The 25,023-nt window shown below is 71.8% G+C and carries 25 protein-coding genes; 13 read left to right on the forward strand and 12 right to left on the reverse strand.

The window, feature by feature from the left end; genetic code table 11:
• The first annotated feature begins 196 nt into the window (after nucleotides 1-196).
• Nucleotides 197-1,123 (forward strand): mycothiol synthase, encoded by a 927-nt coding sequence (gene mshD / locus ACZ5Y0_RS33660; protein ID WP_469132453.1) that lies wholly within the window; start codon nucleotides 197-199, stop codon nucleotides 1,121-1,123.
• A 15-nt stretch (nucleotides 1,124-1,138) separates the two neighbouring features.
• Here mshD and ACZ5Y0_RS33665 read toward each other — a convergent pair whose 3' ends face one another.
• From ACZ5Y0_RS33665 to ACZ5Y0_RS33685, 5 genes are all read right to left on the reverse strand, one after another.
• Complete coding sequence (locus ACZ5Y0_RS33665) at nucleotides 1,139-1,912, reverse strand: ABC transporter (protein WP_469132454.1); 774 nt, start codon at nucleotides 1,910-1,912, stop codon at nucleotides 1,139-1,141.
• Complete coding sequence (locus tag ACZ5Y0_RS33670) at nucleotides 1,900-3,453, reverse strand: ABC transporter permease (protein ID WP_469132455.1); 1,554 nt, start codon at nucleotides 3,451-3,453, stop codon at nucleotides 1,900-1,902. The genes ACZ5Y0_RS33665 and ACZ5Y0_RS33670 overlap by 13 nt, the downstream gene beginning before the upstream one ends.
• Nucleotides 3,450-4,319 carry an ABC transporter ATP-binding protein gene (locus ACZ5Y0_RS33675; RefSeq protein ID WP_469132456.1) on the reverse strand — a complete coding sequence of 290 codons (870 nt, stop codon included), beginning with the start codon at nucleotides 4,317-4,319 and terminating at the stop codon, nucleotides 3,450-3,452. Before ACZ5Y0_RS33675 ends, ACZ5Y0_RS33670 begins: the two co-directional genes overlap by 4 nt.
• 47 nt (nucleotides 4,320-4,366) lie before the next feature.
• On the reverse strand, nucleotides 4,367-5,209 hold the full coding sequence (locus tag ACZ5Y0_RS33680; protein ID WP_469132457.1) for a zf-HC2 domain-containing protein: 843 nt from the start codon (nucleotides 5,207-5,209) through the stop codon (nucleotides 4,367-4,369).
• A gap of 67 nt (nucleotides 5,210-5,276) precedes the next feature.
• Nucleotides 5,277-5,828, reverse strand: a complete 552-nt coding sequence (locus tag ACZ5Y0_RS33685; RefSeq protein ID WP_469132458.1) for an RNA polymerase sigma factor — start codon at nucleotides 5,826-5,828, stop codon at nucleotides 5,277-5,279.
• 240 nt (nucleotides 5,829-6,068) lie between these two features.
• Between ACZ5Y0_RS33685 and ACZ5Y0_RS33690 the strand changes: the two genes are divergently transcribed.
• From ACZ5Y0_RS33690 to pstB, 8 genes are all read left to right on the forward strand, one after another.
• Nucleotides 6,069-6,482 (forward strand): hypothetical protein, encoded by a 414-nt coding sequence (locus ACZ5Y0_RS33690; protein ID WP_469132459.1) that lies wholly within the window; start codon nucleotides 6,069-6,071, stop codon nucleotides 6,480-6,482.
• Nucleotides 6,483-6,994: 512 nt separating this feature from the next.
• The gene (locus ACZ5Y0_RS33695) at nucleotides 6,995-9,226 is read left to right on the forward strand and encodes an RNA degradosome polyphosphate kinase (RefSeq protein WP_469132460.1); all 2,232 of its coding nucleotides are present in this window, start codon (nucleotides 6,995-6,997) and stop codon (nucleotides 9,224-9,226) included.
• Nucleotides 9,207-10,331, forward strand: a complete 1,125-nt coding sequence (locus ACZ5Y0_RS33700; RefSeq protein ID WP_469132461.1) for a CHAD domain-containing protein — start codon at nucleotides 9,207-9,209, stop codon at nucleotides 10,329-10,331. The genes ACZ5Y0_RS33695 and ACZ5Y0_RS33700 overlap by 20 nt, the downstream gene beginning before the upstream one ends.
• A 36-nt stretch (nucleotides 10,332-10,367) precedes the next feature.
• Nucleotides 10,368-10,838, forward strand: a complete 471-nt coding sequence (locus tag ACZ5Y0_RS33705; RefSeq protein WP_469132462.1) for an NUDIX hydrolase — start codon at nucleotides 10,368-10,370, stop codon at nucleotides 10,836-10,838.
• A gap of 234 nt (nucleotides 10,839-11,072) precedes the next feature.
• Entirely contained in the window at nucleotides 11,073-12,206 is a 1,134-nt protein-coding gene (pstS, locus tag ACZ5Y0_RS33710; protein ID WP_469132463.1) for a phosphate ABC transporter substrate-binding protein PstS, read from the forward strand.
• 139 nt (nucleotides 12,207-12,345) lie between these two features.
• A complete protein-coding gene (gene pstC, locus ACZ5Y0_RS33715) occupies nucleotides 12,346-13,356 on the forward strand; it encodes a phosphate ABC transporter permease subunit PstC (protein WP_469132464.1) in 1,011 nt (336 codons plus the stop codon).
• Nucleotides 13,353-14,414, forward strand: coding sequence for a phosphate ABC transporter permease PstA (pstA, locus tag ACZ5Y0_RS33720; RefSeq protein WP_469132465.1), 1,062 nt, complete (start codon nucleotides 13,353-13,355; stop codon nucleotides 14,412-14,414). The genes pstC and pstA overlap by 4 nt, the downstream gene beginning before the upstream one ends.
• Before the next feature lie 72 nt (nucleotides 14,415-14,486).
• Nucleotides 14,487-15,263 (forward strand): phosphate ABC transporter ATP-binding protein PstB, encoded by a 777-nt coding sequence (gene pstB / locus ACZ5Y0_RS33725; protein ID WP_383235992.1) that lies wholly within the window; start codon nucleotides 14,487-14,489, stop codon nucleotides 15,261-15,263.
• A gap of 230 nt (nucleotides 15,264-15,493) precedes the next feature.
• Here pstB and ACZ5Y0_RS33730 read toward each other — a convergent pair whose 3' ends face one another.
• Together ACZ5Y0_RS33730 and ACZ5Y0_RS33735 are read right to left on the reverse strand one after the other, a co-directional pair.
• Nucleotides 15,494-16,492, reverse strand: coding sequence for an inorganic phosphate transporter (locus ACZ5Y0_RS33730; RefSeq protein WP_469132466.1), 999 nt, complete (start codon nucleotides 16,490-16,492; stop codon nucleotides 15,494-15,496).
• Nucleotides 16,493-16,499: 7 nt separating this feature from the next.
• The gene (locus ACZ5Y0_RS33735) at nucleotides 16,500-17,120 is read right to left on the reverse strand and encodes a DUF47 domain-containing protein (RefSeq protein WP_469132467.1); all 621 of its coding nucleotides are present in this window, start codon (nucleotides 17,118-17,120) and stop codon (nucleotides 16,500-16,502) included.
• A 224-nt stretch (nucleotides 17,121-17,344) separates the two neighbouring features.
• Here ACZ5Y0_RS33735 and ACZ5Y0_RS33740 point away from each other — a divergent pair, with 224 nt between their 5' ends.
• Complete coding sequence (locus tag ACZ5Y0_RS33740; RefSeq protein ID WP_469132468.1) at nucleotides 17,345-17,686, forward strand: metal-sensitive transcriptional regulator; 342 nt, start codon at nucleotides 17,345-17,347, stop codon at nucleotides 17,684-17,686.
• 26 nt (nucleotides 17,687-17,712) lie between these two features.
• Here the strand turns inward: ACZ5Y0_RS33740 and ACZ5Y0_RS33745 are convergent, their stop codons facing one another.
• Together ACZ5Y0_RS33745 and ACZ5Y0_RS33750 are read right to left on the reverse strand one after the other, a co-directional pair.
• The gene (locus ACZ5Y0_RS33745) at nucleotides 17,713-17,886 is read right to left on the reverse strand and encodes a hypothetical protein (RefSeq protein ID WP_170109916.1); all 174 of its coding nucleotides are present in this window, start codon (nucleotides 17,884-17,886) and stop codon (nucleotides 17,713-17,715) included.
• Between the two features lie 156 nt (nucleotides 17,887-18,042).
• Nucleotides 18,043-18,879 (reverse strand): SCO4651 family lipoprotein, encoded by an 837-nt coding sequence (locus ACZ5Y0_RS33750; RefSeq protein WP_469132469.1) that lies wholly within the window; start codon nucleotides 18,877-18,879, stop codon nucleotides 18,043-18,045.
• A gap of 143 nt (nucleotides 18,880-19,022) precedes the next feature.
• On the opposite strand from ACZ5Y0_RS33750, the gene ACZ5Y0_RS33755 reads away from it, so the two are divergent.
• Both ACZ5Y0_RS33755 and ACZ5Y0_RS33760 read left to right on the forward strand, forming a co-directional pair.
• Nucleotides 19,023-19,196 (forward strand): hypothetical protein, encoded by a 174-nt coding sequence (locus tag ACZ5Y0_RS33755; protein ID WP_469132470.1) that lies wholly within the window; start codon nucleotides 19,023-19,025, stop codon nucleotides 19,194-19,196.
• A gap of 87 nt (nucleotides 19,197-19,283) precedes the next feature.
• Nucleotides 19,284-20,861, forward strand: coding sequence for an FAD-binding oxidoreductase (locus tag ACZ5Y0_RS33760; RefSeq protein WP_469132471.1), 1,578 nt, complete (start codon nucleotides 19,284-19,286; stop codon nucleotides 20,859-20,861).
• Between the two features lie 331 nt (nucleotides 20,862-21,192).
• Here ACZ5Y0_RS33760 and ACZ5Y0_RS33765 read toward each other — a convergent pair whose 3' ends face one another.
• A complete protein-coding gene (locus ACZ5Y0_RS33765; protein WP_469132472.1) occupies nucleotides 21,193-21,906 on the reverse strand; it encodes a phosphatase PAP2 family protein in 714 nt (237 codons plus the stop codon).
• A 241-nt stretch (nucleotides 21,907-22,147) separates the two neighbouring features.
• Nucleotides 22,148-23,155 (reverse strand): C40 family peptidase, encoded by a 1,008-nt coding sequence (locus tag ACZ5Y0_RS33770; protein WP_469132473.1) that lies wholly within the window; start codon nucleotides 23,153-23,155, stop codon nucleotides 22,148-22,150.
• Between the two features lie 272 nt (nucleotides 23,156-23,427).
• Here ACZ5Y0_RS33770 and ACZ5Y0_RS33775 point away from each other — a divergent pair, with 272 nt between their 5' ends.
• A complete protein-coding gene (locus ACZ5Y0_RS33775) occupies nucleotides 23,428-24,168 on the forward strand; it encodes a carbonic anhydrase (RefSeq protein WP_469132481.1) in 741 nt (246 codons plus the stop codon).
• Between the two features lie 11 nt (nucleotides 24,169-24,179).
• On the opposite strand, the gene ACZ5Y0_RS33780 is transcribed toward ACZ5Y0_RS33775, so the two are convergent.
• Nucleotides 24,180-24,941, reverse strand: coding sequence for a trypsin-like serine peptidase (locus ACZ5Y0_RS33780; protein ID WP_469132474.1), 762 nt, complete (start codon nucleotides 24,939-24,941; stop codon nucleotides 24,180-24,182).
• Nucleotides 24,942-25,023: the final 82 nt, after the last annotated feature.

Here is a 25,023-nt window from a genome sequence, read left to right on the forward strand (position 1 = left end):
AGTCAACGCGCGTAGCGCGACAGGGGGTTCATGGTTACATCCTGGTTTCCCTTTACCTTCCCCTTGTCGTCCGCTTTGCCCCCACCCCGTCCCCCTCCCTGTTCCGGTGCCTCACCGCCCCCCGCTTTCCAGATGGATCCCCGTCTCCCTTCCCGGTGCCGCCACTTTGCCTAGGCCGCCCTTTACCCTCGTACGCATGACCAGCGACGACCCCGTATCGGCCCCCGGCTCACGATCCATCGAGAAGCTTTCCGCGCTCTCCCCCGCACAGACCGAGGCCGTCCTCGAACTGCTCGCGGAGGCCGCCCACAGCGACGGCCGGCAGGCGGTGTCCGAACAGGGCCGGCTGCAACTGCGGGGTGGCCCCCGCGACGGCGTCTCCCACCTGCTGCTCTCCGTGGCCGACGAACTGGTCGCCTACGCCCAGCTGGAGGACACCGACCCCGTCGAGGCCCCGGCCGCCGAGCTGGTCGTCCATCCCGCGCACCGCGGGCACGGGCACGGCCGGGCGCTCGGCTCCGCCCTGCTCGCCGCCTCCGGCAAACGTCTGCGGGTCTGGGCACACGGCGGCCACGCCGCCGCCCGGCACCTCGCCCAGGTGCTCGGGCTGGCGCTGTTCCGCGAGCTGCGCCAGATGCGCCGGCCGTTGACCGACCTCGACCTGCCCGAGCCGGTGCTCCCCGAGGGAGTGACCGTGCGGAACTTCGTCCCCGGTCAGGACGACGAGTCCTGGCTGGCCGTCAACGCCGCCGCCTTCGCCCACCACCCGGAACAGGGCTCCCTCACCCAGCGGGACCTCGACGACCGCAAGGCCCAGCCCTGGTTCGATCCCGCCGGTTTCTTCCTCGCCTTCCGCGGGGACCGGCTCATCGGCTTCCACTGGACGAAGGTCCACGCCGAGGAGGGGCTCGGCGAGGTGTACGTCCTCGGTGTAGCCCCCGGCGCGCAGGGCGGCGGCCTCGGCAAGTCCCTCACCACGATCGGCCTGCGGCACCTCGCGGCCCAGACGCTGCCCACGGCCATGCTCTACGTCGACGCCGACAACAAGGCGGCGGTGTCGGTGTACGAGCGGCTGGGGTTCGTCACCTACGAGACGGATCTGATGTACCGGACGGAGACCTGACGGAGCCCACGACCCTCACCCTTCCCGAGGGGGGGCACCCCCGGACGGGCTGAGCCGCACTGCCCGGCGTCGCAGAGGCTCCGGCGTGCACAGCGCCGTCGACGCCAGCGTCACCGCCAGGAGCACCGCCCATCGCACGTGGGTCTCCTCCCACCAACGGTCCCCCGGCAGGGTCAGCAGCCCCCAGCGCGCCGGGAGGAGGACAGCCACCGCGGTCGCCGTGCCGAGCCGTATCGCCGCTCTCCTTCCCACCCGCGCGCCGTCGGTGAAGCGCACCGCGGCGCTCGCGAGGGCGATGGCGCCGCCTGCCGTCGCCAGGGCCTCCAGGGTGACCGGGCCCACGGGCGGGCGAGTCGGTCCGGGCAGCAGCAGCAGGGCGGCCGTCCACCACAGGCCCAGCAGCGGGGCGGCCATCGCGAGGCGCAGGCCGGCTCGGAGAGGACGGCCGAGCGGGCTTGCGGCGGTGGTGTGCCGGGCCGGGTCGTCGAGCAGGAAGGCCAGCCCCACCGCGCCGGTCAGCGCGGTCAGCCGAAGCACCACCAGTCCCAGGTCCTGTCCCGGTGCCTGGTCCGGCAGCCGCGTACTCGCCGCGAGCAGCAGCCCCGTCCCCGCCGCAGCGGTCAACACCCCCCAGGGCAGGGATCGCCACACCGGCGGGGCGAGGGACCGGAGGATGGTGCGGGGTCCGGTGCGTGGGGCCAGGCCGTGCTCATGTCCGTCGCCGTCGCCGTCGCCGTCGCCGTTGCCGTTGCCGTTGCCGTTGCCGTTGGTGATGGTCAGGCGTCGCACGCCTCCACCCCCTCCGGCACCGTGACGCCCAGCAGCTTCGCCGCTTCGGCCGTCGAGGTCTGCGCTGACGTCAGCTCCGACCAGTGCGCCTTGACCCGGGCGGTGATCTCCGCCCGGGGCCCGGCGAGCAGCTCGCCGACGACCGTCGTCTGGTGGGCCGTCAGGTGCAGCCCGTTCGTGGGGGCCAGGACCTCACCGGCGCCGGTGGTGCTGTCGTCCAGCCGCACGTCGTGGAACGTGGCCGCCGGGGCGGGGTCGGTGCCCAGCACCAGCCACATGATCGTCACCGCGCGGGCGTCGCACATGTTCTCCGTCGTCGCGTCCTCGGTCCCCGCCACGAGGACGGTGGCGGCGCCCACCGCGAACTCGGGGACGCGGTTGCCGCCCCAGCGGGTGCCGACGGTCACCTCACCCGGTGTGGCGGAGGGGGTCAGCGCGGAGTCCACCTCGACGCCGCCGCCGGTGCCGATGCGCTGGCGCACCGTCAGTCGGGCCTCGGCCGCGCTGCCGCCGGCGGCGGACCGGAGTCGGTCGACGACCGCCGCCCAGTCGTCCCGCACGCCCTTCCACTCGGGGAAGGAGCAGTACGTCGATCCGTCGTACTGCGTGCACGACTGAACCTTTTGCGGAGTCGTGGACGCCGTCTTCCGTGCCGCCTCCAGGGCCGCCGTGTCATGCGGGAGCTGGCCGATCGCGCCGGCCGCGATGACCGCGAGGGCGAGGACGGTCGCCCCCCTGACGGCGCGGGTACGGCCACCGGACAGCAGCAGGGCCGCGCAGGCCATCAGGGCGCACAGGCCGAGCAGATAGAGCGCGTGCCAGGCGGCGGGGCGGCCGAGGAGGTCGCTGGGGACCGGGTCGCCGCCGGAGATGCCGGAGAAGACCATCGGGGAGAGCCGGCCCGCCCACGGGTCGCCCGACTCGGTGGCCTGGGTGGCGAGGACCATGAGCAGATACGCGGCGATCACGAAGATTATGGGCGCGAAGGAGGTGGGCACGAGCCGGGCCAGCAGGACGCCGATGATGCCTGCCATCAGGACGACCAGCGGCCCCACGGCCAGTTCGCCGACCGAGCCGTGACCGATCGCGTCGGGTTTGAGGGCTTCCCGGGTGAACTCGGCCGTGACGACGACCGCGGTGAGCACGGCGAAGGGCGCCGCGGAGAGCAGGTGCGCGAGGACGCGCCGCCAGGACTCCATCGCCATGACGTCGAACTGCTGGACCGTGCCGTGCTTGCGCGAGCGCAGGGCGGCGGCGTTGGTGCAGACGAGCAGGGCGACGGCGAGGAGCAGGGGGGCTGTCTGGGTGCCGCGGTCGACCGTGTTGAGCACGGGGTAGTCGCTCATGCCGTCCTGGAACGTCAGCCGCGCGGTGGTGAAGCCGACGTAGAGCAGCAGGAAGACCAGTATCGGGACCTGGAGGAGGAGTTCGCGGGTCTCGAAGCGGGCCAGGGCGAGAACGGCGCCGGTGCGGCTCCCGGACTCCTGGGGCTCCGGGACTGCGGGGGCGGAATCCCTGACCGTCGTGATGGTGGTGCTCATGCGGTCACCGTCCGGCTGTCGCTGTCGAGGGTGAGCAGATAGCCGTCCTCCAGGGTGGGTTCGAGCAGGTCGGCGCCCTCCGGCGGGTCCCCGATGTTGCGGAAGGTGCCGGTGCCGGTGCGCCAGCCGGCCAGCGCGGCCGGGTCCCGTTCCCGACTGCTCCAGACCCGGCCTGCCGCACGCGCGGTCAACTCGGCGGGGGTGCCCTCGAAGCGGACACGGCCCCGGGCGAGGACCACGACCCGGTGGCAGAGCATCGCCACGTCCTCGGTCTGGTGGGTGGACAGCAGGACCGTGCGGTCCTCGCCGGCCTCGGCGATCAGTCCGCGAAAGCGCATGCGCTGCTCGGGGTCGAGGCCGACGGTCGGTTCGTCCAGGACGAGGAAGCCGGGGTCGCCGACGAGCGCGGCGGCCAGCGCGACACGCTGCCGCATGCCGCCGGACAGTCTCTTGATCCGCTTGCCCCGTACGTCGGCGAGGTCGACGGCGTCCAGCACACGCCGCACTTCGCGCAGCCGGGCGGCACGGTCGGTCAGCTCCTTCAGGATCGCCACGTAGTCGACGAAGGCGAAGACCGTGAAATCGGGGTGGAACCCGGGTGTCTGGGGCAGATAGCCGAGCGTGCGGCGCAGAGCCAGGCGGCCGGCCGAGGTGCCGGGGTCGTGGCCCAGTGCGGTGAACTCGCCCCGGTCCGGTGGTACGGCCGTGGCCAGCACTCGCAACAGCGTGGTCTTTCCGGCGCCGTTGGGGCCGAGCAGGCCGGTCACGCCCCGCGTCAACCGCAGCGAGACGCCGTCCAGGGCGTGGGTGCCGCCGTAGCGCAGGGACAGGCCGGTGGCCGTCACGGTGGTGGGCGGGGTGGTCATGCGGGGCTCCTGGGATTGCGGTCGGTGGGCGGGGACGGGCGGGGGCGTCATACGGCGCCGCCGTCCGCGAAGCCGCCCACGGGACGCGTGTCGAAACGGTCCCGGGTCTGGTAGAGCAGGACGGTGGCGAGAGCCGCCATGGCTGCCGCGGTCGACTGCCCGGCCGCCGTGAAGGGCACGAGCGTGGAGTGGGCGTGCGCCTGCGACCGGGCCACCACCAGCAGCGTCAGCCAGGCGCCGCCCACCAGGGCGGGCGCGAGGACCGGACCCAGCCGGGGGGTCAGCGCCAGTCCGGTGGCGGTCAGGGCGAGCGCGGGCAGCAGCCAGGTCAGGGCCAGCAGCCCATATCCAGGCAGGGCGAGGGTGGCCAGGCCGTTGAACGCGAGGCCCGCCGTCACCACCGCGACCGTCCGGATCATCAGCAGACGGAAGCCGTGCATCGGCGCGACGACGGCCATCTCGTACGACGGGTCGAGGGCCGGTCCGTACGACAGGGCGACCCCGCCGAGCGGGAGCAGCGGGGCGAGGGCGAGGAACAGCGCGGGCTGGTCCACCAGGCGCACCGCCAGGACCGTCATGACCAGGAGGGACATCACCGCCAGCAGCCACGACCGGCGCAGCACCGGGGTGGCCGTCAGCAGCCGGGCGGTGTGGTCGGCCACGCCGAGCCGCACCAGCAGCCGCTCGATCAGGCTCGGCCGGGGCGCGTCCAGCTCGGCGTCCAGCCGCTCCCAGGCGGCGTCCAGCCCGACCGGGTCGACCGCTCCCGCCAGCCGGGTCCGGCACTCAGCGCACTCCGTGAGGTGTGTGTCGGCGGACCACAGCAGGGGCGCCGCCAGCTCGCCCCGCGCGTAGGCGCGCAGGTCCTCTTCCGTCACGTGCCACGTCATGCCAGGACCTCCTTCGCTCTGCCGGCCTCCACGCATCCGCGCGGGCGCCCTTCCGTCACGTACCGCCTCATGCCAGCGCCTCCCGCAGTTGCTTGCGAGCCCGCTGGGCCCGCGTCTTGACCGTGCCCGGGGGGATGCCGAGCAGGACGGCGGCCTCCCGGGTGGTGAGTCCGTCGATGACGGTGGCCTGGAGGACCGCCCGCAGCTCCGGTGAGAGGCGGGTGAGGGCACCGGCGAGAGCGCCGTGCTCCACTCCCGCGAGCACGCGCTCCTCCGCCGAGGCCTCGTCGCGATGGCGCAGCCGGGCCAGCGCCTGACGCAGTCGCCCCCGCGCCCCGTCACCGCGCACGGCGTCGACGAGGCGGCGGGCGCCGATGCGCCACAGCCAGCCGGCCGCGTCCTCGGAGTGGCCCTCCGCACGGAAGCGGGCGGTACCGCGCCACACCGCGAGGAACGTCTCCTGGACGACGTCGTCGACTATCGCGGCGTCGGCGCAACGGCTGCGCATGCGCGCGGTCAGCCACGGCGCGTATCGCCGGTACAGCTCCTCGAAGGCATGACGGTCCCCGTCTGCCGCGATGGCCCGCAGCAGCTCCCCGTCGCTTCTCGTTTCGCTCACATCCCCTCATCGGACGAGCCCCGCCGATCGGTTCACGATGAGGCACCCGAATTTCTTCGCCCACCACTCCCGGCGGCCCCGCACCGCTCCCCACCCCCCTGCACCGTCCGCAGCCCTCCGCACCCCTCCGCGGCGGACCCCAGGCCGCACCAGTCCCCGGCTCCGCTTGACGTGCTCAGCCCTCTTGCCTCCGCAACCCCGGGCGGCCCGGCTCACCGCCCGCCCGGAGGAGGCCGCCGCATGACCACCGCCCCACCCCGGCCCCCGCGCCATCCGCCCCGGCTCCACGTAGCCTGGGCTGGATGCGGCGCCTGCACCGCCCCGGCCTTGTCCTCCGGGCCGCTCTCGTCGCCGTCCTCGCGCTCGCCCTGCTCGCGATGTCAGGGCCCGCTCGGTGACGCGGCCGCCGTCGCCTACGCCCTGTGCGCCCTCGCCCTGGGCACCCTCACCACGCTCCTGACGCGCCGCGGCCTGCCCGCGCCGACCGTCTCCGCCACCCTGACCTGGCTGCTCGCCCAGGTCCCGGTGCACTTCCGCACCTCCCTGTGGCCTGCCCGGACCCGGACCTCGGCGACCGAGGAGGTCCACGCACCGGACAGGGCCGGCAGGTGGAGCACGGCGCGCTGGTCCACGGCAGTCCCGCCCCCCGGGTGAACCACTGGGACTGCGACGGCACCGCCGGGGAGTCGCGGCGCTGCCCGCACGACCTCGGTGCCACCGGCTACTACGCCACCTACCACCCGGAGTCCCCTTTCCGGCCCCTGCACCTGGTGGGGACGGACCTCCTCCTGGCCGTCGCCGCCGTGGCCACCGCCGTGTCCTTCCGCCTCCTGCGCCACCGCACGGCCCGACCCACCCGAGGGCTACACCATCGCGGGCCCGGTACGTCCCTCCACGGGGGGGGAGGGACGTACCGGGCCCGAGGTCGTCCGGGAACCAGCCGGACAAAGCACCCCCCACCCCCCGCGAGCCGCCCCCGGATATCCCGCACGCCATGTCTCCGTAACCAGCGGTTCAGAAGACCTTGCGACGCTCGGGCAATGAACCGCGCCGTGCCCGAGCCCTCGCCGCCCCCCGAGGACAAAATCCTCGCCGGGGATGCCACCGCGCTCCCCCGCGCGCGTTCCGACGCGCCTGTGTCGCTGTCGGCGCGGAAGAATGGATCCATGAGCCAGTCGAACGCCCAGGCCAAGGTCCAGCACGAGCAGCCCTCCGTGGGCTCCATAGCCGCGCACCGCCCGCACACGGTGGCCGCCGCCGTATCCGATCTGGAACCCGACATCGACGCCGACCTCGACGGATACGAGGAGTCGCCGTACGACGGGCCGCAGCTCCCGCAGGGCCGCTTCCTCGACCGTGAGCGCAGCTGGCTGGCGTTCAACGAGCGGGTTCTCGAACTCGCCGAGGACCCGAACACGCCCCTCCTGGAACGGGCCAACTTCCTCGCCATCTTCGCGAGCAACCTCGACGAGTTCTTCATGGTCCGGGTGGCCGGACTCAAGCGCCGCATCGCCACCGGCGTGGCCACCCGCTCCGCCTCCGGCCTCCAGCCGCGCGAGGTGCTGGAAATGATCTGGGCGCGCTCCCGCGAGCTGATGGCCCGGCACGCCGCCTGCTACCACGAGGACGTCGCGCCGGCCCTCGCGGAGGAGGGCATCCACCTGGTCCGCTGGAGCGAGCTGACGGAGAAGGAGCAGGCCCGCCTCTTCACGCTGTTCCGGCATCAGATCTTCCCGGTCCTGACGCCCCTGGCGGTCGACCCGGCGCACCCCTTCCCGTACATCTCGGGTCTCTCCCTGAACCTCGCGGTGATCGTGCGCAACCCGGTCAGCGGGCACAAGCACTTCGCGCGCGTGAAGGTGCCGCCGCTGCTGTCCCGCTTCCTGGAGTGCTCCCCGGGCCGCTTCGTCCCCGTCGAGGACGTCATCGCCGCCCACCTGGAGGAGCTGTTCCCGGGCATGGAGGTGCTGGAGAGCCACGCCTTCCGCCTCACCCGCAACGAGGACCTGGAGGTCGAGGAGGACGACGCCGAGAACCTCCTTCAGGCCCTGGAGAAGGAACTCATGCGGCGCCGCTTCGGTCCGCCGGTGCGCCTGGAGGTGGAGGAGTCCATCGACCGCGAGGTGCTCGACCTGCTGGTGCGCGAGCTGAAGATCGGCGAGGCCGAGGTGTACCCGCTGCCGGGCCCCCTGGACCTCACCGGCCTCTTCCGCATCCACCGCCTGGACCGGCCCGAGCTGAAGTACCGCAAGTTCATCGCGGGCGTCCACCGCGACCTGGCCGAGGTCGAGTCGGCCTCCGAACCCGACATCTTCGCCGCGCTGCGCAACCGGGACGTGCTGCTGCACCACCCGTACGACTCGTTCTCCACCTCCGTGCAGGCCTTCCTCCAGCAGGCGGCCGACGACCCGGACGTCCTCGCCATCAAGCAGACGCTGTACCGGACCTCCGGCGACTCCCCGATAGTCGACGCGCTCATCGACGCCGCCGAGTCCGGCAAGCAGGTCCTCGTCCTGGTCGAGATCAAGGCCCGCTTCGACGAGCACGCCAACATCAAGTGGGCGCGCAAGCTGGAGGAGGCCGGCTGCCACGTCGTCTACGGTCTCGTCGGCCTGAAGACCCACTGCAAGCTGTCCCTGGTGGTCCGTCAGGAGGGCGAGACGCTACGGCGTTACAGCCACGTCGGCACCGGCAACTACCACCCGAAGACGGCCCGGCTGTACGAGGACCTCGGCCTGCTCACGGCCGACCCGCAGGTCGGCGCCGACCTCTCCGACCTCTTCAACCGGCTCTCGGGCTACTCCCGCCGCGAGACCTACCGCCGGTTGCTGGTCGCCCCCAAGTCCCTGCGCGACGGCCTGATCTCGCGGATAGACAAGGAGGTCCAGCACCACCGCGCCGGACGTCCCGCCCACGTCCGCATCAAGGTCAACTCGATGGTGGACGAGGCGATCATCGACGCCCTCTACCGGGCGTCCCAGGCCGGCGTCCCGGTCGATGTCTGGGTGCGCGGCATCTGCGCCGTGCGGCCGGGCGTGCCGGGTCTGTCGGAGAACATCCGGGTCCGTTCGATCCTCGGCCGCTTCCTGGAGCACTCGCGGGTGTTCGGCTTCGGCAACGGCGGCGAACCCGAGGTGTGGATCGGCAGCGCCGACATGATGCACCGCAACCTCGACCGTCGTATCGAGGCCCTCGTCAGGGTCGTCGACCCGGCCCACCGCGCGGCCCTGAACCGGCTGCTGGAAACCGGTATGTCGGAATCCACCGCCTCCTGGCACCTCGGCCCGGACGGTGAGTGGACCCGGCACGCGACCGACGCGGACGGCCAGCCCCTGCGCAACGTCCAGGAGATGCTCATAGACGCCCGGAGGCGCCGGCGTGGCACAGCGACACCATGACCTGACGGATTCCACGGCCGGGCACGCCGCCCGGCCCGTGACCGGGGAGGCTCTCGCGGGCTATCTCCGTGGCCAGGCCACCGAGTTCCTCCGCGCGCTGCGCCTGCACCGCGAGACCGGCGGCGGGCCGAACGGCTCGGGCGGCGGCACCGCACCCGCCGTCGACGCGGTGCGCGCCCTGCGCCGCTCGGCCCGCCGGATCAGCGGCAGCGTGCACACCTTCCGTCCACTGCTCGACCCAGGGTGGTCGGAGGAGATCCGCCCCGAACTGGCCTGGCTCTCGGGCACCTTGGCCCTGGAGCACGCCTGCGAGTCCCGCCTGGAGCGCCTCCTGTTCGCGCTGCACCGGCTGTCGGGGGCGACGGCGGCACTCCCACAGGCCTCGGGGGCGAGCGCGGCCCCCGCGACCGCCGGGTCCGCGGCCACCGCCCAGAAGGCCGCCCCTCCGAGGGCGGCCGGCACCGCTCCCGACCGCGGCAGTCTCACCGTGGGCGCGGCCAAGGCGGGCGCCCTCCTCGACCGCCAGCTCACCCTCGCCCGCACCCGGGCCCACTCCACCGCCCTCCAGGCCCTCGGCTCCTCCCGCTTCCACGCCGTCGCGGACAAGGTCGCCGTCCTGGCCAGCGAGGTCCCTCTCGCGCCGCACGCCGCCGACGCCGACGCGCGCCCGCCGGCCGCCGCGGCCGCGGAGCGCCTCACGGACGCGGTGGCCGCGCTGCCCCTGGTGACCGCGGGCCATCCGTACAACGCGGAGGCGCTGGTCCTGGGCCTGTCCCCGGACCCGGCCCCACACCCGCAGGACGCGCCCTGGCACCAGGTCCGCCTCCTGCTGCGCCTGCACCGGTACGCCCTGGAGGTCCTGCACGGCGACGACGCACCGCTGGACGTGCGACTGCTCTCGGCCGGCCAGGCCCTCGACCGTCACCGCGACGCCTCGGAGGCGGCGGCCGCGGCGGCCCACGCGGCCCGTACGCCCCGCATCGCCCCCGCGACGGCGTACGCGCTGGGCGTGCTGCACGCGGACCAGCGGCACGAGGTGGAGGCGGCCCGTTACGCCTTCCAGCGGTCGTGGCAGAAGCAGGCCGTCGCCACGAGCACGTCGTAGCCCCGAAAGCCCACCCCCTCCAGGAGGCGGTGACCGGTGAGTCATCCCCACGGCACTCCCGACGGCACCCCGCACGCCGCTCCCGACGGCAGCCCCGCCGAGACCCCCGTCCGGGCGGCCGGCTGCGTCCTGTGGCGCCGGTCGCAGGCCACCGGTGAGCTGGAGATATGCCTGGTCCACCGGCCGAAGTACGACGACTGGTCCCACCCCAAGGGAAAGCTCAAGCGCGGCGAGGACTGGCTGGCGTGCGCCTTGCGGGAGGTGGCCGAGGAGACGGGCCGTACGGCACATCCGGGGGCCCGGCTGCCCACGGTCCGCTATCTCGCCCAGGGCCGCCCCAAGGAGGTCCGCTACTGGGCGGCCGAGGCCGGCGCCGGCCGGTTCGTACCGAACGACGAGGTGGACCGGGTGCTGTGGCTGTCCCCGGCGACCGCCCGCGACCGTCTCACCCAGCCGAGGGACCGCGCCCTCGTGGACGCGCTGCTCACCACCCTGCGCCCGACGTAGCCCAGCACGCGGACCGGAATCACCCCGTGTCCTCGACGTGAGCGTTCCGTGACCTAACCACACCGCCTCCAGGGGTTCACCCCGCGTTCATTCGGGCCCGTAGGCGGCTTCACCTGTTCTGCCTAATTTCGGCCTTACCGGTGCGGTGCGCGACCTCAGGGGAAGCGCTCGTGCCGCCCCGTCTTCGCACGCCGCCGGATTCAGGACGGCGGCTCCTGGAAGGATCTCCCTCAAGTGAAGCTTCAGCGCATGAACCGGCGGGCCCTCACCCTCGGTGCTCTCGCCGTCTCCGGCGCCCTGGCCCTCACGGCGTGCGGCTCCGACGACACCGGCTCCAACGGCAGCGGCGGCAGCAGTTCCTCCGCCGCCACGGGTGCCAGTGACATCAAGTGCGACGACGCCAAGGGCCAGCTCCTCGCCGACGGCTCCTCCGCGCAGAAGAACGCGATCGACGCCTGGGTCAAGAACTTCACCCAGGCCTGCCGCGAGGTCCAGGTCAACTACAAGGGCTCGGGTTCCGGCGCCGGCATCACCGCCTTCACGCAGGGCACGGTCGCCTTCGCCGGCTCCGACTCCGCGCTGAAGCCCGAAGAGGTCACCGCCTCCAAGGAGGTCTGCACCGGCGGCCAGGGCATCGACCTGCCGATGGTGGCCGGCCCGATCGCCGTCGCGTACAACCTCTCCGGCGTCGAGAACCTCGTCCTGGACGCGCCGACCCTGGCGAAGATCTTCGACGGCAAGATCAAGAAGTGGAACGACGCGGCCATCGCGAAGCTCAACCCCGACGCGAAGCTTCCCGACCTCCAGATCCAGCCGTACCACCGCTCGGACGAGTCCGGGACCACGGACAACTTCACCAAGTACCTGATCGCCGCCGCCCCGAACGACTGGAAGTACTCCGGCGGCAAGGCCTGGCAGGCCAAGGGCGGCCAGTCGGCGTCCGGTTCCTCCGGTGTCGCCCAGGGCGTCAAGCAGACCAACGGCGCCATCGGCTACATGGAGCTGTCGTACGCCAAGGACGGCCTGGGCACCGTCGCCCTGAACACGGGTGCCGCCGCCCCGGTCAAGGCCTCCTCCGACGCCGCCACCAAGGCCGTCGCGGCCGCCAAGGTCGTCGGCACGGGCAAGGACCTGGCGCTGAAGATCGACTACACCAGCAAGGCCGAGGGTGCCTACCCGATCACCCTGGTGACGTACGAGATCGTCTGCGACAAGGGCAACAAGGCCGCCACCCTGCCCGCCACCAAGGCCTTCCTGCGCTACCTGGCCAGCGAGCAGGGCCAGGGCATCCTCTCGGGCATCGACTACGCGCCGATCCCCGACTCCATCATCACCAAGGTCCGCACCACCATCGAGGGCCTGAGCTGATCTGAAGGTGCGGTCCGGCGCCGGGGTCACCACCCGGCCCGGACCGCACCGTCCGGTGCACCGCCGCCAGGGGCCGCACGCACACCCGGCCCCGCCCGAGCCGCCCATCCACGAGCGGCTCCGCAGACCGGAGAACCCCATGGACGTATCGACACAGACCACCGACAAAGCACCTCCCCCCACGGTCCCGCCCACCCTGACCGAGCAGAAGCGCGCGGCGCGCGGCGCCACCCGACCCGGTGACCGGATCTTCCTCGGTCTCTCCCGCGGGTCGGGCATCCTGCTGCTCGCGGTCATGGCCGCGATCGCGGGCTTCCTCGCCTACCGGGCCTCGCTGGCCATCAGCGAGGACGACGCGAACTTCCTCACCGCCTTCGAGTGGAACACCAGCCTGGTCCCGCCGAAGTTCGGCATCGCCGTCCTCGCCTTCGGCACGGTGGTCTCCTCGATCATCGCCATGGTCCTCGCGGTCCCGATCGCCGTCGCCATCGCGCTGTTCCTCACCCACTACGCCCCGCGCAAGCTGCGCAGCCCGATCTCGTACGTGATCGACCTGCTCGCCGCCGTGCCGTCCATCGTGTACGGCCTGTGGGGCGCCCTGATCCTCGTACCGCACATGGACGGCCTGTTCGGCTGGCTGGACGACTACCTGGGATGGACGGGGATCTTCTCCTGGGACCGGGGCGCCCCCCGGTCGATGCTGACCGTCGGCGTCCTCCTGGCGATCATGATCCTGCCGATCATCACCAACGTCAGCCGCGAGGTCTTCCGCCAGGTCCCGCAGATGCACGAAGAGGCCGCTCTGGCCCTGGGCGCCACGCGCTGGGAGGTCGTCCGGATGTCCGTGCTGCCCTTCGGCCGCTCCGGGGTGATCTCCGCGTCGATGCTCGGCCTCGGCCGCGCCCTCGGCGAGACGATGGCCGTCGCCACGGTCCTCTCCCCCGACTTCGACATCCACGCCAGCCTGCTCAATCCGGGCGGCGGCACCTTCGCCCAGAACATCGCCAGCAAGTTCAACGAGGCGAACGAGTTCGGCCGGGACGCGCTCATCGCCTCCGGTCTGATCCTGTTCGTCATCACCCTGCTGGTCAACGGCGCGGCCCGCGCGATCATCGCCCGCCGCAAGGAGTACTCGGGGGCCAACGCATGAGCCACGCCGTCGTCAACGACAAGAGCCCCGGCAGCCTGCGCGGCGCCAGCCTGCCGAAGTGGTCCCCCTGGGCCGTGGCGGGCGGTTCGATCGCCCTGGCCGTGATCATCGGTCTGGCCGCGGGCCTCGACAGCCGCGTCCAGTGGGGCCTGATCGCCGGCCTCCTCTTCCTCCTCGGCACCTACGGCATCGCCGCACGCGTCGAGGGCCGCCGCCAGGCCAAGGACCGCATCGCCACCGCCCTGGTCTGGGTCGCCTTCCTGATCGCCGTCGTGCCGCTCGCCTCGCTGATCTGGGCGACCGTGCAGCGCGGCACGAAGGTCCTGGACGTCTACTTCCTGACCCACTCGATGGGCGTCGTCGCCGACTCCGAGCCCGGCGGCGGTATCTACCACGCCATCCTCGGCAGCCTGGAGCAGGTCGGCCTCGCCACCGTGATCGGCGCCCCGATCGGCATCCTCACCGCGATCTACCTGGTGGAGTACGGGCGCGGCAACCTCGCGCGCGCGGTCACCTTCTTCGTCGACGTCATGACGGGCATCCCGTCGATCGTCGCGGGTCTGTTCATCCTCAGCCTCATGCTGATGTTCGACATGCAGCCCTTCGGCTTCGCCGGCTCACTGGCGCTGGCCATCCTGATGATGCCGGTCGTCGTGCGCTCCACGGAGGAGATGCTCAAGCTCGTCCCCAACGAGCTGCGCGAGGCCTCCCTCGCCCTGGGTGTCCCCAAGTGGCGCACGATCCTGAAGGTGGTCGTCCCGACCTCGATCGGCGGCATCATCACCGGCGTCATGCTGTCGGTGGCCCGCATCGCGGGTGAGACCGCCCCCGTCCTCCTGCTCGTCTTCGGCAACCCGTTCATCAACTCGAACCCCTTCGAGGGCGCGCAGGCGTCCCTGCCGCTGTACATCTACCAGCAGTACGCGCAGAGCGCCGGTTCGCAGGCGGCGTACGACCGTGCGTGGGCGGCATCGCTCACGCTGATCGCCTTCGTGATGATCCTCAACCTGGTGGCCCGCGGCATCGCCCGCTGGAAGGCCCCGAAGACCGGTCGCTGAGCAGCGACGCGCGGCTGCCGCCGCGCGGGACCCCGGCGACCCCCTCAGACTTCTGGAAGTGAAGTAGCAGACATGGCGAAGCGAATCGACGTAAGCGGACTGACCGCGTACTACGGCTCCCACAAGGCGATCGAGGACATCTCGATGACCGTCGAGCCGCGCTCGGTGACGGCGTTCATCGGCCCCTCCGGCTGCGGCAAGTCGACCTTCCTGCGCACGCTGAACCGCATGCACGAGGTCACCTCCGGTGGCCGCGTCGAGGGCAAGGTGCTCCTCGACGACGAGGACCTGTACGGCCACGGCATCGACCCGGTGTCGGTGCGGCGCGAGGTCGGCATGGTGTTCCAGCGCCCGAACCCCTTCCCCACGATGTCGATCTTCGACAACGTGGCCGCCGGCCTGCGGCTGAACGGCAACTACAAGAAGAACGAGTTGCAGGACGTCGTGGAGAAGTCGCTCAAGGGCGCGAACCTCTGGAACGAGGTGAAGGACCGCCTGAACAAGCCGGGTTCGGGCCTCTCCGGCGGTCAGCAGCAGCGGCTGTGCATCGCGCGGGCGATCGCGGTGGAGCCGAACGTCCTGCTGATGGACGAGCCCTGCTCCGCGCTCGACCCGATCTCCACCCTCGCCATCGAGGACCTGATCGGTGAGCTGAAGGAACGCTTCACGATCGTCATCGTGACGCACAACATGCAGCAGGCGGCGCGCGTCTCCGACCGCACGGCCTTCTTCAATCTGTCGGCCGTCGGCCAGCCCGGCCGGCTGATCGAGATCGACGACACGGAGCGCATCTTCTCCAACCCGTCGGTCCAGGCCACCGAGGACTACATCTCGGGCCGCTTCGGCTAGAGAGCCCAGACCCCTCGCGGTGCTGCATGGCGGTGCCACCGCGAGGACGCAGAGAGCCCGCCCCCTGGCTCCCGGGGGGCGGGCTCGCGCGTTGTGGGTCCGGGGCTACGGAACGCCGTCCGGGGCCGAGGAACGCCCTCCAGGTACCCCTTCGCCCGGCGGCCGCGGGTGCTCTCCTCGGTTCTGCGCGGACCCTCCCCGCGCCTGAGGCCGCCCCCGCGGGGACACCCCTACAGAAACGCCAGGTCGACGATCCAGAAGGCGCAGGCCGCGACGACCGCCGCCGCCGGCATGGTGATGAACCAGCCGAGGACGATGTTCTTGGCGACGCCCCACCGCACGGCGTTGACCCGCTTGGTCGCGCCCACACCCATGATCGCCGAGGTGATGACGTGCGTCGTCGAGATCGGCGCCTTGAAGAGGAACGCGGAGATGAACATGATCGACGCGCCGGTCGTCTCCGCCGCGAAGCCCTGCGGGGGGTCCAGCTCGATGATCTTGCGCCCCAGCGTCCGCATGATCCGCCACCCGCCGGCATACGTGCCGAGCGACAGCATCACCGCACAGGCGATCTTCACCCACACCGGAATCGGGTCGTCGGAACCCTGCACGTCGCCGATGACGAGCGCCATCACCACGATGCCCATCGTCTTCTGGGCGTCCTGAAGACCGTGCCCGAGCGCCATGCCGGCCGCCGACACCGTCTGCGCGATCCGGAAACCGCGCTTGGCCTTGTGCGGGTTGGCACGGCGGAACATCCACATGATCGCGCACATCACCAGATAGCCGGCGATGAGGCCGACGAACGGGGAGACGAACATCGGGATGACGACCTTCTCCAGGACGCCGGACCAGATGACTCCCGTGCCGCCCGCCAGTGCCGCGCCCACCAGGCCGCCGAACAATGCGTGGGACGAGGACGAGGGCAGGCCGAAGTACCAGGTGACCAGGTTCCAGGCGATGGCGCCGATCAGCGCCGCGAAGAGGATGCCCATCCCCTTCGAGCCCTCGGGCGTCTCGATCAGGCCCTTGCTGACGGTGTGCGCGACCCCGCTGCCGAGGAACGCGCCCGCGAGGTTCATCACCGCGGCCATGGCGAGCGCCGCCCGCGGCGTCAGCGCCCGCGTCGACACCGACGTGGCGATGGCGTTCGCCGAGTCGTGGAAGCCGTTCGTGTACGTGAATCCGAGCGCGACCCCGATGGTCACGATCAGTGCGAAGGTGTCCATGAAGAGGTCAGGACTCCTTGACGGCGATGGTCTCCACCGTGTTCGCCACGTGCTCGAACGCGTCCGCCGCTTCCTCCAGCACGTCCACGATCTGCTTCAGCTTCAGCACCTCGATGGCCTCGTACTTGCCGTTGAAGAGCTGGGCGAGCAGCTTGCGGTGGATCTGGTCGGCCTGGTTCTCCAGCCGGTTGACCTCGATCCAGTACTCGGTGAGGTTGGACATGGTCCTCAGGTTCGGCATGGCCTCGGCGGTCAGCTCGGCCGCCCGCGCCAGCACCTCGATCTGCTGCTCGACGCCCTTGGGCAGTTCCTCGACGTTGTAGAGGACGACGAGGTCGACCGCCTCCTCCATGAAGTCCATGATGTCGTCGAGGGACGACGCGAGGTTGTAGATGTCCTCGCGGTCGAACGGCGTGATGAAGGAGGAGTTCAGCTGGTGGAAGATCGCGTGCGTGGCGTCGTCACCGGCGTGTTCCGCGGCCCGCATACGCTCTGCGATCTCGGCCCGGCCGGCGGTGTCCGCCCCGAGCAGTTCCATCAGGAGTTTCGAGCCCGTGACGATGTTGTCCGCGGACGCGGCGAACATGTCGTAGAAGCTCGTCTCCCTGGGGGTCAGACGAAAGCGCACGTGGGGTCCTCAGGATGCATCGGTTTTCGGTCAGGCTGATGCTAGGCGCATCATCCGGCCACGGCTAATGGGCCGCCCACCAGTGTCGCCCATCGGGCACGGTGTCCCGCATCGGGGCCGCCCGGTGGTCCGGTCCCACGGCCGCCGGTACGACGGCCACCACCCCTGTACCCGGCAAAGTTCGGTACCATATACCCAGTAGGGGTATATGTCTGGAGGACGCGATGACGACCACCGAGGCCGGGGCGGCCACCGAAGAGGTCGTGACCGACCACGACCGCGGTGTGCACGGCTACCACAAGCAGAAGGACGAGCACCTCAAGCGTCTGCGCCGCATCGAGGGCCAGATCCGGGGCCTCCAGCGCATGGTCGAGGAGGACACCTACTGCATCGACATACTCACCCAGGTGTCCGCCTCCACCAAGGCCTTGCAGTCCTTCGCGCTGCAACTGCTGGAGGAGCACCTGCGCCACTGCGTCGCCGACGCGGCCGTCAAGGGCGGCGACAAGATCGACGCGAAGGTCGAGGAGGCCACGAAGGCCATCGGCCGCCTGCTGCGCACCTGACCGCTCGCCCCGACGGGGCCCGCGCGTCAGCCGGCGCGGGCCTCCCGCTCCTCGGCCACCCTCAGCACCTCGTCGATGCTCTCCAGACTGAGCCGGTCCTCGGCGGCGGAGGCCGCGATGATCAGCTCCCCGCACAGTTCGATCTCGGCGAGGGCCACGTGATCCTGTACCGCCGTACCGCCGACCGGAGCCACGCGCATCACCTCGTCCCTGCCGTCACCGACTTCCTAGAGTAGGGAGCGGCGTACAGCCCGCGCATGGCACGGACGGGCTAGTCCTCATACCGGTTCCATGGCCGGATCCAGCCCCCACCGGCCGGTCACGGCCGGGTTCGCGCTCCGGCGCGCCGGCCCTGTTCACTCTTCGGCGATGCGCCCGGCATAGATGTCCGCCGACGCCGGCAGCCGTACGTCGACCGGCACCCCGAAGTCGTACAGCAGCGTCGTCGAGGCGACGGCGACGGCCTCCTTCTGCCGGCCGTTCACGAAGCTGAACCGGTGCCGGACCTTGCGGATGCGCCCCGCCTCGTCGAGGTAGACATCGAAGGGCACCCGGGTGGTGGCGAACCCTTTCGCCGCCGCTCCCAGCGCGTCGCGGCCGCCGGCCGAGGCGCCCTTCGCCGCCACCGCGAGGTCGGCGGTGCCGCGAAAGTGCCACACCTCGGTCCCCGCCAGCCGGCTCCGGGACACATAGGTCGCGGTCCGCGTCCCGCGCAGCACCTCGGCGGCGGCGTACGGATCGGTCGCGCCGCCGGTCACCAGGTTCCCGTCGGACAGCGTCGCCGTGTCCACCCGCACCCACTTGTCGGCGGGCACGCCCGCTCCCCGGTTCTTCATGAACAGCGCTCCGGGCGCGAGGAGTTCGACGATGGGCCGGTGCCCACTGGTCCCGGCCGGATCCTGCGGGAGCACCACCTTCAGGTGCCCGAGCTGCCGGCGGTAGTCGTAGACACCCTCGCCCCGGATCGTCACGCGCGTTCCGCCGGTGGCCATCTCCATCGACGTCCGGGCCTTCGAACTGCCCGCCGTCACCAGCGCGTCGGCCGCCCGGCGGAGCGTCTCGACCGGGTCGGCGGCCGGGGCGTCCTCGGCGGCGTTCCCGGGCCCGGCACATCCGGCGGCGCCGGCACAGACCCCGGCCACGAGCCCCGCGACGACCGCCGTACCCCACCGTCGCTGCTGCCGCTGAGCCATCGCCTGTCTACTCCCAGCCGGTACGTCCGTCACGGGCCCCCTGTCGTTCCCGATAACGACGGGTGGGTGGCCCTCGTCACGCGCGGCCGAGGCCCGCGGTGGTCGCAGGCTTCGCCTTGCCGGGGCTGGGTACGGTTGACTCCGTGACGCAGCAGGACCGTTCGGCCTCCTCCCCCGGCGACGGGGAGTCCCACACCACGACGACCGTCGAACACGGCCCCTTCTGCCTGGCCCGCTGCACCTGCGGCTGGCGCGGCCCGGCACGCAGGGCGAGAAGCCTGGCCCGCGCGGACGCCGCGGGCCACACCCACGACTGACCTGTCCGTCCTCCTCTCGCGGGAACCTCCGGGCCCACGGACCCGTCTCGCTCCATGAAGTCGACGGAAGGCACAGGGCGGTCAGACATGCAACGGCGTACGTTCATCGCAGGCGGCACGGCCGCCGTGGCGGCAGTCGCCACGGCGGCATGCCGGTCGGAGGACACCGGCGGCTCCTCCGCGACGGGAGCCGCCGACGGGGCCGGCTCCGGGACCGCGGACGGGAAACTCCCGCTGCGCGCCACGAGCGCCACGGCCGCCGCGAACTGGGCGGCCCTCGGCCGCTCCCTCGACGGCCCCCTGATCCGCCCCGGCGACGCCTCCTGGACGGCCGCCCGGCAGCTGTACAACACCCGCTTCGACTCGCTGAAACCGGCCGCGGTCGCCTACGTCGCCCACACCGACGACATCCGTACGGCCCTCGCGTACGCCCGCGCCCACGGCACCAAGGTCGCCATCCGCAACGGCGGCCACTCCTACGGCGGCTGGTCCTCGGGCAACGGCCGGCTGATCCTCGACGTCTCCAAACTGAGCCGGGTCCGCGCGAGCGGCACCTCCGCCGTCGTCGGCGCCGGTGCCAAACTGATCGACGTCTACCGGGCGCTCGCCGCCAAGGGCACCACGATCCCGGCCGGCTCCTGCCCGACCGTCGGCGTCTCCGGCCTGGTCCTGGGCGGCGGCCACGGCGTCGTCTCCCGCGCGTACGGCCTGACCTGCGACAGCCTCACCCGGGCGACGATCGTCACGGCGGACGGCAGGCAGCTCACCGCCGACGCCACCCACAACAAGGACCTGTTCTGGGCGCTGCGCGGTGCGGGCAACGGCAACTTCGGCGTCGTCACCGAACTCCACTTCACCACCCACCCGGCACCCCAGGCGGTGACCGGCTACCTCTCCTGGCCCTGGTCGAAGGCCGCGGCGGTGGTGAAGGCCTGGCAGGAGTGGGGCCCGTCCCAGCCCGACGAGATCTGGTCCGCCCTCCACCTGGCGAGCACGCCCGGCGGCACCCCGAAGATCTCCGTCTCCGCCTTCTGCATCGGCACCTACGGCCAGCTCCAGAACGCCGTCGACCGCCTCGCGGACCGCGTGGGCGCCCCCGCGACGAGCGTGTCACTGCGGCGCCGCTCCTACGAGGAGGCCATGGAGATCTACGCCGGCTGCTCCTCCTTCGCCACCGACGCCCAGTGCCACCTGCCCGGCTCGACTCCCGGCCGCTCCCCGCGGGGCGCCCTGGGCCGCGAGACGTACGCGGCCCGCTCCGACTTCTTCGACCGCTCCCTCTCGGCGGCCGGCATCCAGACGCTGCTCCGGCAGATGAGGACCGTCCGGGGCGGCTCGGGCAGCATCGCGCTCACCGCCCTGGGCGGCGCGATCAACAGGGTCTCCCCCACGGCCACGGCCTTCGTCCACCGCCGTTCCCGCATGCTGGCCCAGTACCTCGTGTCCTGGCGCGCGGGCACCAGCGGCGCGACTGCCCAGTCCTGGCTCACCACGGCTCACCACGCCATGACGCCTCACGCCTCGGGCGCCGCCTACCAGAACTACGCGGACCCCGCCCTCACCACGTGGAAGAAGGCGTACTACGGGCCGGCACTCCCCCACCTGACACAGCTGAAGCACCAGTACGACCCCGACAACGTCTTCACGTACGCCCAGTCCCTGTGACCCGGCAGGCCTTCGACCGCCCACCAACAGTCCGCGGACTCGCCCGCCCGGCCCGGCCGGCGCAGCGCGCCGCCCCTCGGCCTGCGGATAGCGCCCCCAGGCCTACGGCGACCTGCCGCCGCCCGCGCGCCTGCGTGCCGCCTGGGACGGCGAGGGAGGTGGTCACTGGGCCCCCGCTCGAGCGAACCCGGCAGCGGGGGCCCGGCACGCCGGGCCACACGACCACCCTCACCACGCACCCCGGTCGACCCCCAGCAGCCCACTGCCGGGCGCCACCGCCCCCAGGTCGCGTCTGACGATCCCCGCCGGGTGCGCGAACTGTCAGACACCCCTAGGCCGCAAGATCCCGCTCCTCAGCAGACGCCGCCTCCACCCGGGCCCCCCGCACCAGCGCGTCGTTCTCCGCTCCCCGTGCGGAGCGCGCCCGCACGACCCACCCCGCCCACGCGGACCCCTCGACCGCCTTCATCACAGGGGTGAGCAGCATCGAGGCCGGCGGGGACAGCAGCAACGCCACAGCCGTGCCGAGCGCGAACCCCCCGACCACGTCCGTCGGATAGTGCACCCCCATGTAGACCCGGCAGAACCCCTCCGCCAGCCCCAGCCCCAGCCCCACGAGCCCGAACTTGCGGTTGGCGACGAACAGCGCGACCCCCATCGCCATGGTGATCGTCGCGTGGTCGCTCACGAAGGAGTAGTCGGTCTTGCCGGAGACGAGAACCTCGAGCCCCTGGTGATCGAGGAAGGGCCGGGGCCGCTCCACGAATCCCCGTATCGGCACGTTCACCAGCACCGCGATCCCGGCGGCCAACGGCGCCCACACCAGCGCGGCCACGGCGGAGGCGGCCTCCTCGGCCGACGCGGGCCGACGCCGCACGGTCCACCAGCACCAGACCACGAGCAGCACCATCGCCAGCAAGAGCCCGTACTCGCCGACGAACTCGACGATCCGGTCCAGCCAGTGCGGCGCGTCCCTGGCAAGGCCGTTGATGTCATAGAGCAGGTCGACGTCGGGGTTCGACCCGGATGCGGCGAGTCCAGCCATGGTGCTGCGGCCCCTTCGTCGTGTGCTGTGCCCGGCGTGCCTCACGCACGCCGCTCGTACCCACCCCCGTGGTCGTAGTTTCGCGTGCGCCGTTCTGTCGGTCAGTCACAGGCATTGCTCGGCTACGTCAACAGGAACGCACGACCGTCGTTGATACGTTCCACTCTCCACCGAATGATCACGCAGACGTTATCGAAGAGAGACACGTCGCCGCAGCTCAGGGGACGGGTCACCGTCCTATTCAGATCCTGGTGGGGAGCGCTTTTGCGCCATCTTCGGTGACCCGCGTGGCACCGAAGTACTTCCGCGTGTCGATCGGGTCGAACCGGATGACGGCCCCCGTGCGGGGCGCGTCGATCATGTACCCGCCGCCGACGTAGATGCCGACGTGGTCGATGGCGCGGGAGTTGGTGGGATCGGTCGAGAAGAACACCAGATCGCCCGGCAGCAGCTGGTCCCGTGAGGGGTGCGGCCCCGCGTTGTACTGGTCGTTGGCCACCCGGGGCAAGGTGATGCCGACACTTTCGTAGGCCGCCTTGGTCAACCCCGAACAGTCGAACCGTCCGCCCTGCTCAGGCGTACCGTTGCCACCCCACAGATACGGCGTCCCCAGCTTCTTCTGCGCGAAGTAGATGGCCCCGGCGGCCTGCTCGGACGGATCGACCCGGGTGACCGGCGCGGCGAAACTCCTCGCCAGCGTGGTGATCGTCTTCACGTAGTTCTGGGTCTCCCGGTAGGGCGGCACACCGCCGTACTTGATGACCGCGTAGGCCCCCGCGTTGTAGGACGCGAGCATGTTGTGGGTGGGATCGCCGGGCACCTTCCTGACGTACGAGGCAAGTTCGCAGTCGTACGTCGCGGCCGATGGAATCGCGTCATTCGGATCCCAGACGTCACGGTCCCCGTCCCCGTCCCCGTCGATGCCGTGCGTGGCCCAGGTGCCGGGGATGAATTGCGCTATCCCCTGGGCGCTCGCGGGGCTCTTCGCATGCGGGTTGAATCCGCTCTCCTGGTAGAGCTGGGCGGCGAGCAGCGCGGGGTCGATCGCGGAGCAGAGGTTCCCCCACTTCTGCACGAGCGCCTGATACGCGGCAGGCACGGCGCCCTTGGCCAGCCCGACGCTCCTGCCGCCGACGCCGTTGGACAGGTTCCCGGCGATGACGTACACGCCGACGACGAGCAGCATCACGAAGCTGAGCCCTGCCGCAGTCGCGGCACCCGCCAGGATCCACGCCTTACGCACCGTCAACCGCCCCTCGCCCGCGCGGGTTTCCGCCCGTGCCAGTCTATGAGCTTCCCCCCTGAAATCCCGTGCAACCGAGTTCTCGCAGCCGGTTCGGCCGTTTCACGGAGGCATCGTCTGCACTCCTCCCGCCCGTCCTCGCCGACGCGTACTCGTCAAGGCCGGTCATGGTGTGCGCCAAGCTCTGCCCATCCTTCGGTCTCCAATTGCCCATCCACTCCCATGATTGGGCAACCTCCCCTCCGGGCTCAGGACTCGCGCATACGTTCCCCTCCGTGATCCCTGACGTTGACGACACCCCCTCCTCGATCCCTGCCCGCCGCGCCCTGCTGCGCGGCAGCCTCGTCGGTGCGATGGCACTGGGCGGCGCGGCCCTCACCGCGACCGCGGCCTCCGCCACGCCCGCCCCCCGCACTCCCGCCGCACCCGCCCGCCCCACGACCGCCCCCGAGGCTCTGCGGGAACTGGCCGCCGGCAACCGCCGCTGGCGCTCCTTCCGCGAACGGCATCCCGACGAGACCCCGGCCGTCCGCCGCAGCCTGACGCAGGGGCAGCATCCGTTCGCCGTCGTCCTGGGCTGCATCGACTCCCGCGTCCCGCCCGAGTTGGTCTTCGACCAGGGCCTCGGCGACCTGATGACCGTCCGCACGGCCGGCGAGGTCCTGGACGAGGCCGTCCTCGGCAGCGTCGCGTACGGGGTGCTGGAACTGGGCATACCCCTGGTCATGGTCCTCGGTCACCAGTCCTGCGGTGCCGTGCGCGCCGCGGTCGCGGCGGACCTGTCCGGCGAACGGCTGCCCGCCCACATCCAGTACCTGGCCGACCAGATACGCCCGTTCGTCGACCGCACGAAGGAGGGCGACGCCCGCGTCGACGCCACCATCGACGCGAACGTCCTGGCCGTCCGCTCCCGGCTCGCAGCCGAACCCGACCTCGCCGCGAAGATCACGGCCGGTGAGCTGACCGTGGTGGGCGCCCGCTACGAGCTGACGACCCAGGCCGTCCGCCGCCTCGCCTGACCCGCCGCCCCCTACGGGCCGGAGGCCGCCTCCCGGTACAGCCCCGCGGCCTCCGCCCCGAGGACCACGCTGTACGACACGTCGTCCGTGGCGCCCCCCTCCTCGTGTCCCCCCAGTACGCCCACGACCTCCCCGTACCCGTTGACCCACGGGCTGCCACTGGTGCCCCCGCTGAAGCCGGGACACGCGACGCGCTGCTGGGTACGGCTGTGCGAGCGGGGCCTGTTGGTGCAGGTGAGCGGCGTCTCGCGGGAGTCGGGGTAACCGGTGACGGTCACGTCGGTGGCCCCGACGTCCGTCCGGGTCACGAACCGGTCGGCCCCGACGACATCCTCGACGCGCCTCCCGCCCTCCTCCCCGACCACCGCGAACGCGACGTCACTGTCCTCGTCGCGCCCGCCGGCCCACCCGCCGGGCAGGAAGTCCCGCTGCACCTTCCACACCCCGTAGGGGGCCTTCCCGTCCCGGTATCCCGGTACGAAGGCGAGGGCGCCCTGCCCGGCGAGACAGTGCGCGGCGGTGACCAGGAGATCGCGGTGCGGGCTGTGGACGACGGACGCCGTGCAGAAGTGCGTTCCGGCGAGCGCCTCGGCACCCCCCGCGCCACCCGTGTCGAACAGCGCCCCCACCCGCGCCGCCCCCGCCGTCGCCCCCGCGACGAACGTCACCCCGAGCGGACCGGCGCCGCCCCCGGCGGCCGCCTCCGAGGCCGAGGTGACCGCCAGCAGCACGGCACCGAACAGGGCGCCGTAGGGACGCGGGCTGCGCTTCATCGCACCCACTGTGGCCCACGAAGGTGAGAGCAAGGTCAGACCCCGCTATCGTCCACGTGTCGTCGAGGCCCGTGCGGAAGGA

This window comes from Streptomyces sp. NPDC033216 (assembly GCF_055577115.1).